This is a genomic window from Alsobacter sp. P4_H11, assembly GCF_056400925.1.
The window spans coordinates 113,862-127,321 of sequence record NZ_JBFUKI010000011.1 but is presented as its reverse complement, the minus strand read 5'-3'; the positions used below and the strand labels follow the sequence as shown (position 1 = coordinate 127,321).

General features: G+C 69.3%; 14 protein-coding genes. 11 read left to right on the top strand and 3 right to left on the bottom strand.

The window, feature by feature from the left end; all coding sequences use genetic code 11:
- Window positions 1–18: 18 nt before the first annotated feature.
- Entirely contained in the window at window positions 19–942 is a 924-nt protein-coding gene (locus AC1DSZ_RS19245; protein WP_476839963.1) for a dihydrodipicolinate synthase family protein, read from the bottom strand.
- Window positions 943–1,238: 296 nt separating this feature from the next.
- On the opposite strand from AC1DSZ_RS19245, the gene AC1DSZ_RS19240 reads away from it, so the two are divergent.
- Complete coding sequence (locus tag AC1DSZ_RS19240; protein WP_476839962.1) at window positions 1,239–1,910, top strand: GntR family transcriptional regulator; 672 nt, start codon at window positions 1,239–1,241, stop codon at window positions 1,908–1,910.
- Window positions 1,911–2,099: 189 nt separating this feature from the next.
- Window positions 2,100–2,603, top strand: coding sequence for a flavin reductase (locus AC1DSZ_RS19235; protein WP_476840001.1), 504 nt, complete (start codon window positions 2,100–2,102; stop codon window positions 2,601–2,603).
- A 2-nt stretch (window positions 2,604–2,605) separates the two neighbouring features.
- Here AC1DSZ_RS19235 and AC1DSZ_RS19230 read toward each other — a convergent pair whose 3' ends face one another.
- Both AC1DSZ_RS19230 and AC1DSZ_RS19225 read right to left on the bottom strand, forming a co-directional pair.
- Window positions 2,606–3,037 carry an aconitase X swivel domain-containing protein gene (locus AC1DSZ_RS19230; protein ID WP_476839961.1) on the bottom strand — a complete coding sequence of 144 codons (432 nt, stop codon included), beginning with the start codon at window positions 3,035–3,037 and terminating at the stop codon, window positions 2,606–2,608.
- Complete coding sequence (locus tag AC1DSZ_RS19225) at window positions 3,028–4,290, bottom strand: aconitase X (protein ID WP_476839960.1); 1,263 nt, start codon at window positions 4,288–4,290, stop codon at window positions 3,028–3,030. The genes AC1DSZ_RS19230 and AC1DSZ_RS19225 overlap by 10 nt, the downstream gene beginning before the upstream one ends.
- A 151-nt stretch (window positions 4,291–4,441) precedes the next feature.
- Between AC1DSZ_RS19225 and AC1DSZ_RS19220 the strand changes: the two genes are divergently transcribed.
- From AC1DSZ_RS19220 to AC1DSZ_RS19180, 9 genes are all read left to right on the top strand, one after another.
- Window positions 4,442–4,897 (top strand): SRPBCC family protein, encoded by a 456-nt coding sequence (locus AC1DSZ_RS19220; RefSeq protein ID WP_188518860.1) that lies wholly within the window; start codon window positions 4,442–4,444, stop codon window positions 4,895–4,897.
- 345 nt (window positions 4,898–5,242) lie between these two features.
- Window positions 5,243–5,737 (top strand): (2Fe-2S)-binding protein, encoded by a 495-nt coding sequence (locus AC1DSZ_RS19215; protein ID WP_476839959.1) that lies wholly within the window; start codon window positions 5,243–5,245, stop codon window positions 5,735–5,737.
- A gap of 90 nt (window positions 5,738–5,827) precedes the next feature.
- Window positions 5,828–8,191 carry a xanthine dehydrogenase family protein molybdopterin-binding subunit gene (locus AC1DSZ_RS19210; RefSeq protein WP_476839958.1) on the top strand — a complete coding sequence of 788 codons (2,364 nt, stop codon included), beginning with the start codon at window positions 5,828–5,830 and terminating at the stop codon, window positions 8,189–8,191.
- Window positions 8,192–8,384: 193 nt separating this feature from the next.
- Window positions 8,385–9,188, top strand: coding sequence for an FAD binding domain-containing protein (locus AC1DSZ_RS19205; RefSeq protein ID WP_476839957.1), 804 nt, complete (start codon window positions 8,385–8,387; stop codon window positions 9,186–9,188).
- A 357-nt stretch (window positions 9,189–9,545) separates the two neighbouring features.
- Window positions 9,546–10,463, top strand: coding sequence for an AAA family ATPase (locus AC1DSZ_RS19200; protein ID WP_476839956.1), 918 nt, complete (start codon window positions 9,546–9,548; stop codon window positions 10,461–10,463).
- A gap of 20 nt (window positions 10,464–10,483) precedes the next feature.
- On the top strand, window positions 10,484–11,716 hold the full coding sequence (locus tag AC1DSZ_RS19195) for a vWA domain-containing protein (RefSeq protein ID WP_476839955.1): 1,233 nt from the start codon (window positions 10,484–10,486) through the stop codon (window positions 11,714–11,716).
- 76 nt (window positions 11,717–11,792) lie between these two features.
- Window positions 11,793–12,116, top strand: a complete 324-nt coding sequence (locus AC1DSZ_RS19190; protein WP_188519707.1) for an XdhC family protein — start codon at window positions 11,793–11,795, stop codon at window positions 12,114–12,116.
- Entirely contained in the window at window positions 12,116–12,742 is a 627-nt protein-coding gene (locus AC1DSZ_RS19185; RefSeq protein WP_476839954.1) for a LysE family translocator, read from the top strand. The genes AC1DSZ_RS19190 and AC1DSZ_RS19185 overlap by 1 nt, the downstream gene beginning before the upstream one ends.
- A 13-nt stretch (window positions 12,743–12,755) precedes the next feature.
- Window positions 12,756–13,457 carry an XdhC family protein gene (locus AC1DSZ_RS19180; protein ID WP_476839953.1) on the top strand — a complete coding sequence of 234 codons (702 nt, stop codon included), beginning with the start codon at window positions 12,756–12,758 and terminating at the stop codon, window positions 13,455–13,457.
- Window positions 13,458–13,460: the final 3 nt, after the last annotated feature.

Sequence of the window (13,460 nt, the reverse complement as noted above, 5' to 3'; positions counted from 1 at the left end):
GAGGGGTTTGGCCCAGCCTTACTCCGCGGCGATCCTGGCGGCCGGGAGCTGCGGGCGGTTGGCCAGAGCCTTGGCGACGATCGCCTCCACGCGGGCGCGTTCCTCGCCGACCAGCGGCAGGCGCGGGGCGCGGCAGCGGTCGTTGGAGTTGGTGGCCAGCGCCTCGACGAGCTTGATGTTCTGGACGAGCTTGGACGACACGTCGAGGTCGAGCAGCGGCTGGAACCAGCGGTAGATCGCCACCGCCTCGGCGAGGCGGCCCTGGCGCATCAGGTCGTAGATCGCGACCGTCTCGGCCGGGAAGGCGCAGACGAGGCCCGCGACCCAGCCGACGGCGCCCACCGCGAGGCTTTCCAGCGCGAGGTTGTCGACACCCGTGAAGACCTGGAAACGGTCCCCCACGGCGTTGAAGATCTGGGTGACGCGGCGCACGTCGTCGGAGGATTCCTTGACCGCGACGAAGAGCGGGTCGGCGGCGAGCTCGCCCAGCATGGCGGGGGTGATGTCGACGCCGTAGCTGACCGGATTGTTGTAGATCATCACCGGCTTGCCGCCGGACTTCGCGACTGCGCGGTAGTGCGCCATCGTCTCGCGAGCGTCGGACTTGTAGGGCACGCCCGGCAGGATCATGAAGCCGTCCGCGCCGGCCTTGGCGCCGGCTTCCGCAAGCGCCTGCGCGCGGCGGGTGGAGCCTTCCACGACGGTCAGCAGCACCGGCACGGATCCGCCAGCGACCCGAATGGCAGTGTTCAGGACCTCGACCTTCTCGGTCGGCTCCAGCGTGGAGGCTTCGCCGAGCGAGCCGCACACGATGAGGCCGTGCACACCGGCATCGAGCTGCAGCTTGAAGCAGCGCTCCATCTCGGCGATGTCGAGCCGGTCGTCGGCGGTGAACTTGGTAGTTACGGCGGGGAAGACCCCGGCCCACTTCTGGCTGCTCATCTCGCCATCTCCCATTGTGCGTTGGTGTGTATATCTGTAATATATCACTGCTGGTCGAGGGTCAACGCGGATTTGCAGTCGGCTGAGCCCCGGCGGCGGTGCAATCACCTCCCGCCGTTATCCCCGGCGGCGTGAAGCGCCGGGAAGGGGATCCAGGGCAGCCGCGCTCTTGCCCCTGGATCCCTTTCCCGACCTGATGGGCAGGTCGCCGGGAATGACGGCCTAGGGATGGCTGATCTTGCGGCTTCGAGGCCGGCCTGCCGGTGCGATGGCGGAGTATGATGTGGGAGCCCTTGGTGGATAACAAGCTCGAGAGCGTTGAGCCGCAGCCCGGCGAGACCCTGGCGGATCGCGCCTATCGGCTGATCGAGGACGAGATCGTGCGGCTTGCGCTCGCGCCGGGGTTGCGGCTGACCGAGCAGGATCTCGCGGCGCGGCTCGCTCTCGGTCGCACGCCCGTTCGCGAGGCCGTGCAGCGGCTGGTGGCGGATGGGCTGCTGGTGGTGTTTCCGCGCAAGGGCATGGCGGTGGCGGCCATCAATCCGCTCGACGTGCTGCTGGCGCTGGACGCACGCGCGGCGTTGGAGCGGGTCGTGGCGGTCGCGGCGGCGCGGCGCGCCACCAAGGCGCAGCGCGCGCAACTCGCCGCCATCGCGGCCGAGATGACGGCGGCCGCCCGCGAGGGAGACGCCGCCGCATACATGCGGGCCGACCAGCGCTTCGACGGGCTGCTCGGCGACGCCGGCGCGAACCCCTTCGCGCAGAGGGCGCTGGCGCCGCTGCAGAGCATGGCCCGGCGCGGCTGGTACTATTTCCGGCGCGAGCAGGACCTGGCGGCGTCATCGCGCCTCCACGAGGCGGTGGCGGCCGCGATCGGCGCGCAGGACGCGGCAGGCGCAGCCGCGGCCTCGGACGCGCTGATCGCCCATGTTCGGGACGGATTGAAGCTGGCGCTCGCCGAACTTTGACGCTTGTCAGGTCCGCCGCCCCATTCTGGCGCGAAACGGGCGGCGTTTGGGAGTGAGCTTCTGGCCCTTGCATTGCCTGTCTGGGCTCCGGGCCCTATCTTGGCTTCTTGCGGAGCGAAATCCCCCATGACCCTTCCCCTGCGCGTCTCCACACTCGGCGGCCTTGCCGCGGCAGGCCCGGGCGCAGCCATGGGCGAGGGCTCCCCGGTGTCTGAAGAACAATCGCTCGTCTACCGCGAGGGCATGAGTCGGCTCGCGGCCGCGGTGAACATCGTCGCGACGGACGGCCCCGCCGGCCGGGCCGGGTTCACGGCGACCGCGGTGGCGTCGATCTCGGATCGTCCGCCGACGCTGCTGGTCTGCCTCAACCGCGCCAGCGGGTCGGCTGCGCGGCTCATCGCCAACGGGGTGTTCTGCGTGAATACATTAGCGGCCGAGCACCGGGCGCTGGCCGAGGATTTCGCCGGCCGTACCGGCCTGCACGGGGAAGCCCGCTTCGAGCGCGGCCAGTGGGGCGTGTTCGAGACCGGCGCGCCGCTGCTCCTGGACGCGCTGACGTCGTTCGATTGCCGCCTCGTCGAGGTGAAGGACGTCGCCACCCACCACGTGCTGATCGGCGAAGTCACGGCCGTGCGCCTGGGCGGCGCGGAGCCGAGCCTCGTCTACGTCCATCGTCGCTATCACGACGTTTGAGTTCAGGCCGCCGTACGCGACCGGATCAACCCGCCCTCGATTTCGACTTGCTGGCCCATGAGCCCGCGCTGGTCCTGCGCCGAGACGCGCAGCGCCGGCGGGATCGCCCAGCCCATTTCCCGCGCCACCACGAGGCCGAGCAGCAGGATCGCGTCCGGCTCCGGCATCAGGATCGCGGCGGGCGCCCGGCCGGCGTGAACCAGTTCCAGCAGCACGGCCGAGGCCGATGACGACCCGATGGTGCCGGGCAACGCCAGCACGCGCCCGGCGATGTTCTGGCCGCGCTCCGGGTGGCGCGCGTCGATGATCGTCCCGGTCTTGGGGTCGACCCCGCCCCAGAAGCTGATCGGAGCCGTGAGGGCGAGCACGTCGCCTTCCACCACGGCGTTGTCGGCGCCGTCGCCCGGCAGCAGGATGTCGGCGTTCAGCTCCACAGCTGGTCCTCCCGCACGAGGCGGCCCGCGACGGCGCTTTCCACGCAGTCGGCCAGCGCGCCGTATTGCACCGCCAGGCCGGTGTTGCCGGGGGCGTAATGCGCGAACTTGCCCGAGTTGGTCATCAGCACGCCGTCCGTGCGCTCCAGGATCGGCGTCACCACCACGCAGGTGTCGGCCACGAAGGTGACGCCCTGCCGCTCCAGCCGGGCCCGGCTGCCGTCCGCCTCGATGGCGCGGATCACGTGCCGGCCCGTGCAGGCGTAGAACGGCACGGCGACGCGCCGGCCATCCAGCAGCCGGTCGAGATCGGCGACCTCCTCGGCGGAGAGGTGCGGGCTGCCGATCGCGATCGCGTCGACGGCGTCGCCTTCGGCCGTCGACAGGCGGGCGCTGGCGGCCCGCATCATCGGGCCGGTCACCATGAGGCGCCTGGCCTGCGCGAGCCCATCCGCGCCGCCGCAGGCCGTCGCGAGGTCGGGGGCCTCGGGCGTTACGCCCGCTATGTGGAAGAGGCCGACGCCGCCCGAGGAGGCCGAGGCCGCGCCCATCGCCTTGAGGCGGTCCTCGGTCGCCAGGCCCTCCAGCCCGGTCACGACGCCGATCTCGGAGCCGAGCGTCAGGCCGTACCAGGTTCCGAACACGGGCCAGAACGCCTCGGACGCGCGCAACTCGGGCGACAGGCCAGACACGTCCACCACCACGGCGGCGCGGCGGTTCTCCGGCCGGTGCAGCCCGTAGTCGGGCGCGACGCCCGCGATCGCGCAGGCGATGTCGAGGAAGTCGCCATACCGGTTGGTGCGCGCGCCCAGCACCGAATTGCAGAACACCACGGCGTTGGATTCGCCCCAGGCGACATCGGACCCCACGGCCGGCCGGTGGCCGGCCTGGTAGGGCGCGCAGGTCCAGGTTGGCGAACAGCCCAACGCCTCGTAGGCGCGCATCATGCGCTTGGCCATCTCGCGCTCATGCGGCGGCAGGCGAACCCGGGAGCAGCCGACGAGGTCTAGCGCTCCGACGTTCAGGGTCGCCTCGACCTGCACGGAGGCGCCGCCATCCACCAGCGCCTCGGCGAACAGAGTGCCGGAATCGCCATGATAGAGAGCGCCGTCGATATGGGCCGACGCAACCGGGATGAGGCGCGGCGCGCCCATCAGCCGGGCGGCCTCGGCGACGATGCGCATCGCGATCGCGGAACCACGCCCGTGTTCGCCGGCGGCGGCGGCCTGTTGTTCTGGCGTGAGCGTGAGCATGCCTCACCTGCGTTCGGGGCGATCCCGGCGCGTTGCGGCGGCGCGCGGGACATGGTCTGATCGGCCGACTGTAGCAGGGCCGGCGGGACGAGGCGCAAGCCTCCCGCGCCGGCCTCGCGCATTTCAAGTGTGTTTTGGAGGAGAACGACCCATGGCCATGACCATGTCCGGCGATTTCGTGCTGCCCGCCGACAAGGCGACCGTGTGGGCCAAGCTCAACGATCCCGACGTCCTGCGCGCCTGCATCCCGGGCTGCCAGAGCTTGGAGACCACGGGCGACAACGGTTTCGCGGCTGTCGCCAAGGTGAAGGTCGGCCCGGTGAGCGCCACTTTCAAAGGCAAGGTCACGCTGTCGGACATCGATCCGCCGAACGGCTACCGCATCACGGGCGAAGGCGAGGGCGGCGTCGCGGGCTTCGCCAAGGGCGGCGCGGTGGTGAAGCTCGAGGACGCCGAGGGCGGCACCAAGCTCACCTATGATGTTGAAGCGCAGATCGGCGGCAAGCTGGCGCAACTCGGCGGCCGGTTGATCAATGGCGTCGCCAAGAAGATGGCGGACGAGTTCTTCGCCAACTTCGCCAAGGCGGTGGAGCCGCAGGCGGCCTAAGCCTCCCTTCCACTGTGACGAAGCTGGCGCGGGAGCGAGCGGCCAAGCGTAGCCTTGTCCGTCGCGTCCGTGTTTCTCCCGAAAACTTGCGGCAAAACGCGCGGATTTGGCCCATCTTTCTCATTCGTCAATCCGCTTGACCCCGTTTTCAGGGCGTACCAAACTCGAATCCTTCCAAGCTGGACGGCGGCCCACCGGGGCGGCCGATCCGGCTGCGGGGACGCGGCCGGCCGTCTGTTCAGTGTTCGCCGACAACGCACCATGAGTTCGCCGCGCGAGCGGCCAAAAACGAGTCGCCGGTCCCGTTCTTCGGGCTCCATGGCGGCGCACCAGTGGAGGACTTGAATGACGACGATTTCGATGACGGTGAACGGCAAGGCCGTTTCGGGGAACGTTGAGCCGCGCACGCTTCTCGTGCAGTTCCTGCGTGAGAACCTCCGGCTCACCGGAACCCATGTCGGCTGCGACACCAGCCAGTGCGGCGCCTGCGTGGTGCATGTCGACGGCGCGGCCGTGAAAAGCTGCACCATGCTGGCGGTAAGCTGCGAGGGCTCGCACGTCACCACGATCGAGGGGCTCGCGAACGGAACCGAGCTGCATCCGATGCAGGCCGCCTTCCGCGAGCATCATGGCCTGCAGTGCGGCTTCTGCACCCCCGGGATGATCATGACGGCGGTCGATATCGTGAACCGCAAGGGCTCGACCCTGGACGAGCACACCATCCGCGAAGAGCTCGAAGGCAACATCTGCCGCTGCACGGGCTACCACAACATCGTGAAGGCGGTGGAAGCCGGGGCCCAGGCAATGGGTGCGGGCGGCATGCAGGCCGCGGCCGAGTAGTTCATCCGTTTCGATCGATTCATTCGCGCCGAAGCCGTCCCGGACCCTGATCCGATACAAGATCGGCCGGCGCCCCCGAGGAGGAACATCATGTCAGCGACCGGCATCGGCGCGCCCGTGCGCCGCAAGGAAGACTTTCGCTTCATCACCGGCAAGGGGCAGTACACGGACGACATCAACCGCCCGGGCCAGACCTATGCGGCCTTCGTGCGTTCCCCCCACGCCCATGCGGTGATCAAGTCCGTTGACGCGAGCGCCGCCCTGGCGTCGCCCGGCGTGGTGGCGGTGCTGACCGGCCAGGATCTTGAGGCCGACAAGATCGGCGGCCTGATCTGCGGCTGGATGATCCACAACAAGGATGGCTCGCCGATGAGCGCGGGCGCCCATCCGGCGCTGGCGGTCGGCAAGGTGCGCTATGTGGGCGACCACGTCGCGGTGGTGATCGCCGAGACCTTCGCGCAGGCCCGTGACGCCGCCGAGAAGGTGATGGTCGACTACGACCAGCTGCCCGCCGTGGTGGACATGAACGAGGCGCTCACGGGCAAGACCGTGATCCATGACGTCGCGCCCAACAACCGCGTCTATGACTGGCACCTGGGCGACAAGGCCGCCACGGACGCCGCCTTTGCGCGCGCCAAGCACGTGACCCGGCTCGACATCGTCAACAACCGGCTCGCCCCCAACCCGATGGAGCCGCGCGCCGCGATCGGCGACTACGACAGCGGCCAGGAGCAGTTCACCCTCTACACGACGAGCCAGAACCCGCATGTGGCGCGGCTCGTGCTGTCGGCCTTTATCGGCATCGCGCCCGAGCACAAGCTGCGCGTGATCGCACCTGACGTGGGCGGCGGCTTCGGCTCCAAGATCTTCATCTACGCCGAGGAGACCGTGTGCGTGTGGGCCGCCAAGAAGGTCGGCCGGCCCGTGAAGTGGGTGAGCGACCGCACCGAGGCCTTTCTGGCCGACGCGCATGGGCGCGACCACCTCACGCATGCGGAACTCGCCACCGACGAGCGCGGCAAGATCATCGCGCTGCGGGTGAAGACCAAGGCCAATCTGGGAGCTTACCTCTCCACCTTCTCGTCGTCGGTGCCGACCTACCTGTACGCGCCGCTCTTGTCGGGGCAGTACGACATCCCGGCGATCTACGCCGAGGTGGAGGGCGTCTACACCACCACCGCGCCGGTGGACGCCTATCGGGGCGCCGGCCGGCCCGAGGCCACCTTCGTGGTGGAGCGGCTGGTGGAAGTGGCGGCGCGCGAGCTGGGGCAGGACCCGGTGGCGTTCCGCAAGAAGAACTTCATCCGCAAGTTCCCGCACCAGACGCCCGTGATCATGGCGTATGACGTGGGCGACTACACGGCCTCGCTCGACAAGGCCATGGAGATGGCCGACGTGAAGGGCTTCGCCAAGCGCAAGCGCGAGAGCGCCCGGGTCGGCAAGCTGCGCGGGCTTGGCTACTCGGCCTATATCGAGGCTTGCGGCATCGCGCCGTCGGCCGCGGTGGGTTCGCTGGGCGCGGGCGTCGGCCTGTGGGAATCGGCGGAAGTCCGGGTCAACCCGGTGGGCACCGTGGAGGTGCTGACGGGCTCGCACTCGCACGGCCAGGGCCACGAGACCACCTTCGCGCAGCTGGTCTCCGACCGGCTCGGCGTGCCGATCGACCAGGTCGCGATCGTGCATGGCGACACCGACAAGGTGCAGTTCGGCATGGGCACCTACGGCTCGCGCTCGGGCGCGGTCGGCATGTCGGCGATCTCCAAGGCCCTCGACAAGGTGATCGCCAAGGGCAAGAAGGTCGCGGCCTACGCGATGGAGGCCTCGGAGGCCGACATCGAATTCAAGGACGGGCGCTTCAGCGTGTCAGGCACCGACAAGTCGCTCGCCTTCGGCGAGGTCGCGTTGCAGGCCTATATCGCGCACAAGTTCTCCGGCCAGGAACTGGAGCCTGGGCTGAAGGAGGGGGCGTTCTACGATCCCACCAACTTCACCTTCCCGTCGGGCGTCCACATCTGCGAGCTGGAGATCGACCCCGAGACGGGCGTGACCACCATTGCGCGGTGGACCGCGGTGGACGACTTCGGCACCGTGATCAACCCGATGATCGTGGAGGGCCAGGTGCATGGCGGCATCGCGCAGGGCGTCGGGCAGGCGCTGTTCGAGGGCGTGCACTACGACGCCGACGGGCAACTCGTGACGGCCTCCTACATGGACTACTGCATGCCGCGGGCCGACGACCTGCCGAGCTTCGACGTCGGCACGACGTCGACGCCGTGTCCGTCCAACCCGCTTGGCATCAAGGGCTGCGGCGAGGCGGGGGCCATCGCGTCGCCGCCGGCCGTGATCAACGCCATCACGGATGCGCTCGGGCACGAGCACATCGCCATGCCGGCGACGCCCCAGGCCGTGTGGCTTGCGGCGCAGCGCCGGCTGCCCGCCATCGCGGCGGAGTGAGCGGGGCGATGATTTGAACTCGGCGGCCGACCCGCCCTCGTCCTTCGAGACGCGGCCCTGTGGGCCGCTCCTCAGGATGAGGGCTAAGCGAGGCCGCCATCCCGTTTCCTCATCCTGAGGAGCCCTGCGCAGCAGGGCGTCTCAAAGGACGAGGGAACGGCTCCAGAACGCGAATGATAAGGGGATCCGACCCATGTACGCCTTTTCCTACCACCAGCCGAAAACCGTGCGGCAGGCCGCCTCGCTCCTCGCCAAGAACGAGGACGGCAAGATCCTGGCCGGCGGGCAGACGCTGCTGCCGACCATGAAGCAGCGCCTCGCCGCGCCGCCGGCGCTGATCGACCTCAGCAAGGTCGAGGGCCTCGCCGGCATCGAGCTCAAGGGCCGCTCGCTCGTGATCGGCGCCATGACCAAGCACGCCCATGTGGCGACGTCCGAGATCGTCCGGCAGGCGATCCCGGGCCTCGCCGACATGGCGGGCCTGATCGGTGATCCGGCGGTGCGCAACCGCGGCACCATCGGGGGCTCGGTCGCCAACAACGACCCGGCCGCCGATTATCCGGCCGCCTGCCTGGCGCTGGGCGCGACCATCATCACCAACATGCGCAAGGTCCCGGCGGAGCAGTTCTTCACCGGCCTGTTCGAGACCGCGCTCGAGCCGGGCGAAGTTGTCGTGAAGGTGGCCTTCCCGATCGTCTCCAAGGCGGCCTACGCCAAGTTCCGCAACCCGGCCTCGCGCTACGCCATGGTGGGCGTGTTCGTGGCCAAGCGCGGCTCCGACATCCGCGTCGCCGTGACGGGCGCCGGCGCCAACGGCGTGTTCCGCGCCACCGCGCTGGAGGAAGCCTTGAAGAAGCGCTTCTCGCCGAAGTCGCTGGACGGTATCTCCATGCCGGCGACCGGCATCAATGGCGACATCCACGCCTCACCGGAATACCGCGCGCACCTGATCACCGTGATGGCCAAGCGGGCCGTGACGGCCGCGATCGGGAAGTAAGCAACTCGGCAAAGGCCTTCTCCCCGCGCCGGGGAGAGAGAGCGCGCCGGAAGAGGTCAGCGGCCCAAAGCCTCACTTCGGAAGCCTCTCCCGCGTAGCGGGGGAGGGCAGGGAGGGGGTAGCGGTGCGCAACCCCTCGCAAGAAAGAACGCCTCGGGCCCGGCCCCCCTCTGTCGGCTTCGCCGACATCTCCCCCGCTTCGCGGGAAAGAGTTTACGCTGCGGCCCTTGTCGCCGCCATTGCGCGTCCGCCATGCGTTCCGGGCGGGCGCGATCCTTCTTTGGCCCTAGTGGCGCCGGGCCTTGAGCGCGCTAGGTTCTGCGTGCGTCTCGCCGGCGCACGGAGATTTCGACCCGCATGGCCCACCCGCTTCCCACTTCCATCGACGAGACGCTGAAGCTGCTCTCGGCCGGGTCCTATGTGGCGGACCGCTCGCTCGCGACCGTGATCTTCTTGGCGCTGCGCATGGGACGGCCCATCCTGCTGGAAGGCGAGGCGGGCGTCGGCAAGACCGAGATCGCCAAGGTTCTGTCCAGCGTGCTGGGCCGCAAGCTCATCCGGCTGCAGTGCTATGAGGGGCTCGACGTTTCGTCGGCCGTGTATGAGTGGAACTACGCCGGCCAGATGATGGCGATCCGCATGGCCGAGGCGGCCGGCGGCGTGGACCGCGGGCGGCTGGAGGAGGATGTCTTCTCCGAGCGCTACCTCGTCAAGCGCCCGCTGCTGCAGGCCCTGGCGCCGGACGTGAACGGCGCGCCCGTGCTGCTGATCGACGAGCTCGACCGCACCGATGAGGCCTTCGAGGCCTTTCTGCTGGAGGTGCTGAGCGACAACCAGGTCACCATCCCGGAGCTCGGCGTGATCAAGGCGGACCATCCGCCGATCGTGATCGTGACGTCGAACCGCACCCGCGAGATCCACGACGCGCTGAAGCGGCGCTGCCTTTATCACTGGGTCGGCTACCCGAACGCCGAGCGCGAGCTTCAGATCCTGAAGGCGAAGGCCCCCAAGGCGCCGGCGCGGCTGTCGCGCGAGATCGTCAATTTCGTGCAGGCGATCCGGGCGCAGGACCTGTTCAAGGCGCCGGGCGTGGCCGAGACGCTGGACTGGGCCTCCGCGCTGGTGGAGCTCGACGCAGTGGCGCTCGACCCCGCCATCGTGTCCGATACGCTGGGCGTGCTGTTGAAGTACCAGGACGACATCCAGAAAATGCAGGGCTCGCGCGTGAAGGCGATCCTGGACGAAGCGAAAGCCGTGGCGAACGCGAAAGCGTGACGAAGCGCGGGATGGTTCCGATGGACGCCGCCGACACGATCCCGGACGACTCCGGCAAGCTCGCCGAGAACATCGCGTATTTCGCCCGCGCCTTGCGCGAGGCGGGACTGCCTGTCGGCCCCGGCTCTGTGCTGGACGCGCTGGCGGCGGTCGAGACGGCGCGGATCGGCACGCGGGCCGACTTCTACTGGACGCTGCACGCCGTGTTCGTGAAGAAGCACGAGCACTCGGACGTGTTCGAGCAGGCGTTCCGGATTTTCTGGCGGCGGCGGGCGCTGATCGAGAAGATCATCTCGACGATGTCGCCCGCGACGCCGCCGTCGCGCGACGAGAAGGAGCGCAAGCCCGACGCCGCTGCGCTGCGGGCCGCGCAGGCGCTGCTGAAGCAGGACAAGCCGCCCGAGCCGCAGGAGGAGCGGCAGGAGGAGTTCTCCGCCCGGCTCACCGTGTCGGAACGCGAGATCCTGCAAGGCAAGGACTTCGCCCAGATGACAGCCGAGGAGATCGGCCGGGCGCAGCGCGCCATCGCGACGCTGCGCCTGCCCGATGACAAGACGCTGATCCGGCGCCTGACGCCGGCGGCGCGCGGCTCGCGCATCGACCTGCGGCGCTCGCTGCGTCAGTCGCTGCGCGGTGGCGGGGCGGGCATCGAGCTCGCCCGCATGGAGCAGGCGACGCGGCCGCCGCCCGTGGTGGCGCTGTGCGACATCTCGGGCTCCATGGCGGACTACACACGGCTGTTTCTGCATTTCCTCCACGCCATGACGGATGCGCGGCGGCGGGTGCACACCTTCCTGTTCGGCACGCGGCTCACCAATGTGACGCGGGCCTTGAAGAGCCGCGATCCCGACGAGGCGCTGGCCTTGTGCTCCGCGCAGGTGCAGGACTGGTCAGGCGGCACGCGCATCGCCACATGTCTGCATCAGTTCAACCGCGAGTGGTCGCGCCGTGTGCTCGGCCAGGGCGCGGTGGTGCTGTTCTTCACGGACGGGCTGGAGCGCGACGGCGTGGCCGACCTGACGACGGAGATGGACCGGTTGCATCGGTCCTGCCGCCGGCTGGTGTGGCTCAATCCGCTGTTGCGCTACGATGGGTTCGAGGCCCGGGCGCAGGGCATCCGCGCCATGCTGCCGCATGTCGACGAGTTCCGGCCGATCCACAATCTCCAGTCCATGGAGACGCTGGTGAAGGCGCTGGCCGCCGAGGGCAGCATGGATGCCGATCCACGGCGCTGGCTGCGCAGGGCGGCTTGAGTTGGATCGCGAGCCTCCGGCTCGCAGGGTGGCGAGCCTGAAGGCTCGTGGTCCAGAGGAGTGAAAGGCGATGACCATGCTGGCGACCGACAACGACATCATGAACAAGGCCGAGGCCTGGCGCCGCGAAGGCAAGGGCGTCGCCATCGCGACCGTGGTTGAGACCTGGGGCTCGGCGCCGCGGCCGGTGGGCAGCCATCTGGTGATCGACAACGACGGCAATTTCCTGGGCTCGGTCTCGGGCGGTTGCGTCGAGGGCGCGGTGGTGACCGAGGCCGTGGACGTGATCGAGAGCGGCGCCCCGCGCATGCTGGAATTCGGCGTCGCGGACGAGACCGCCTGGAAAGTCGGGCTCTCCTGCGGCGGCCGCATCCGGGTGTTCGTCGAGAAGGTGGATTGATGGCCTCCTTCGACGTGCTCGTCGCCTTCGCGATCGCGACGGCGGTTTTCGCCTATATGCCCGGGCCGGCGCTGCTCTACACGGCGGCCCAGACGGTGGCGCGCGGGCGGCGCGGCGGGTTCATGGCCGTGCTCGGCATCCACCTCGGCTGCTATGCGCATGTGCTGGCGGCCGCGCTGGGGCTCTCGGTCGTTTTCACCCATGTGCCGGAGGCTTATGCGGCCGTGAAGCTGATCGGCGCGGCCTATCTCGTGTGGCTCGGCATCGGCATGATCAGGAGCCGCGGCGCGGTGGAGACGCCCGAGGTGCAGCCCAAGAGCGTGCGGCGGGCGCTGCTGGAAAGCTTCATGGTGGAGCTCCTGAACCCCAAGGTGGCGATCTTCTTCATCGCCTTCCTGCCGCAGTTCGTGGACCCGGCGGGATCGCTGCCCGTGTGGGCTCAATTCCTGATCCTGGGCGTGATCGTTAATCTCAGCTTCTCGTCGGCCGATGTGCTGACGGTGCTTTTCGCCTCCGCGTTGACGCGGCGGATGAAGGAGGCCGGCCGCGTGCAGGCTGTCATGAAGGCGGTTGGCGGCGCGGTGCTGATCGGGCTCGGGGCGCGTCTGGCGCTGGATCGCAACTGAACGGGAGACGGCCATGAAGCTCGAAATCCTCGCCGCCCTGAACGCCGAGCGCGAAGCGCGCCGCGCCGCCGTGCTGGTCACCGATGTCGCGAGCGGCGAGCAGCGGCTGGTGCGCGAAGCGGACCTCGCCGGCGATCCGCTGGCCGACCTGCTGGCCGAGCGCCTGCGCATGGGCAAGAGCGGCATGGCGGAGACGCCGCAGGGCGACGTGTTCCTGACCGTGCAGGCGCCGCCGGTGCGCATCGTCGTGACCGGCGCGGTTCACATCAGCCAGGCGCTGGTCGCGATCGCGCGGCTGCTCGGCCACGACATCGCGATCGTGGATCCGCGCACCGCATTCGCGACCGCGGACCGCTTCCCGGACGCGCCGGTCTATGCCGAATGGCCCGACGACGTGCTGCCGAAGCTCGGCGTCGACCGCTACACGGCCTTCGTGGCCCTGACGCATGACCCTAAGATCGACGACCCGGGCCTCGTGCACGCGCTGAAGTCGCGGTGCTTCTACGTTGGCGCGCTCGGGTCGCGGAAAACTCACGCCCGGCGGGTCGAGCGGCTGATGGCGGCCGGCTTCACGGAGGCCGACATCGCCCGCATCCACGCGCCCATCGGGCTGGCGATCGGCGCGATCAGCCCGGCCGAGATCGCGCTTTCGATCATGGGCGAGATCACCGCCACCTTGCGCCGCAAGCCCGAGGCCGCCGCGGCGGCGGCCTGAGCG

Bases quoted from the DNA above. Each gene is read 5' to 3' on its own strand.
- AC1DSZ_RS19245 (WP_476839963.1), bottom strand. From the start codon at position 942: ATGAGCAGCCAGAAGTGGGCCGGGGTCTTCCCCGCCGTAACTACCAAG.
- AC1DSZ_RS19235 (WP_476840001.1), top strand. From the start codon at position 2,100: ATGGGCGAGGGCTCCCCGGTGTCTGAAGAACAATCGCTCGTCTACCGC.
- AC1DSZ_RS19225 (WP_476839960.1), bottom strand. From the start codon at position 4,290: ATGCTCACGCTCACGCCAGAACAACAGGCCGCCGCCGCCGGCGAACAC.
- AC1DSZ_RS19220 (WP_188518860.1), top strand. From the start codon at position 4,442: ATGGCCATGACCATGTCCGGCGATTTCGTGCTGCCCGCCGACAAGGCG.
- AC1DSZ_RS19215 (WP_476839959.1), top strand. From the start codon at position 5,243: ATGACGACGATTTCGATGACGGTGAACGGCAAGGCCGTTTCGGGGAAC.
- AC1DSZ_RS19210 (WP_476839958.1), top strand. From the start codon at position 5,828: ATGTCAGCGACCGGCATCGGCGCGCCCGTGCGCCGCAAGGAAGACTTT.
- AC1DSZ_RS19205 (WP_476839957.1), top strand. From the start codon at position 8,385: ATGTACGCCTTTTCCTACCACCAGCCGAAAACCGTGCGGCAGGCCGCC.
- AC1DSZ_RS19200 (WP_476839956.1), top strand. From the start codon at position 9,546: ATGGCCCACCCGCTTCCCACTTCCATCGACGAGACGCTGAAGCTGCTC.
- AC1DSZ_RS19195 (WP_476839955.1), top strand. From the start codon at position 10,484: ATGGACGCCGCCGACACGATCCCGGACGACTCCGGCAAGCTCGCCGAG.
- AC1DSZ_RS19190 (WP_188519707.1), top strand. From the start codon at position 11,793: ATGCTGGCGACCGACAACGACATCATGAACAAGGCCGAGGCCTGGCGC.
- AC1DSZ_RS19185 (WP_476839954.1), top strand. From the start codon at position 12,116: ATGGCCTCCTTCGACGTGCTCGTCGCCTTCGCGATCGCGACGGCGGTT.
- AC1DSZ_RS19180 (WP_476839953.1), top strand. From the start codon at position 12,756: ATGAAGCTCGAAATCCTCGCCGCCCTGAACGCCGAGCGCGAAGCGCGC.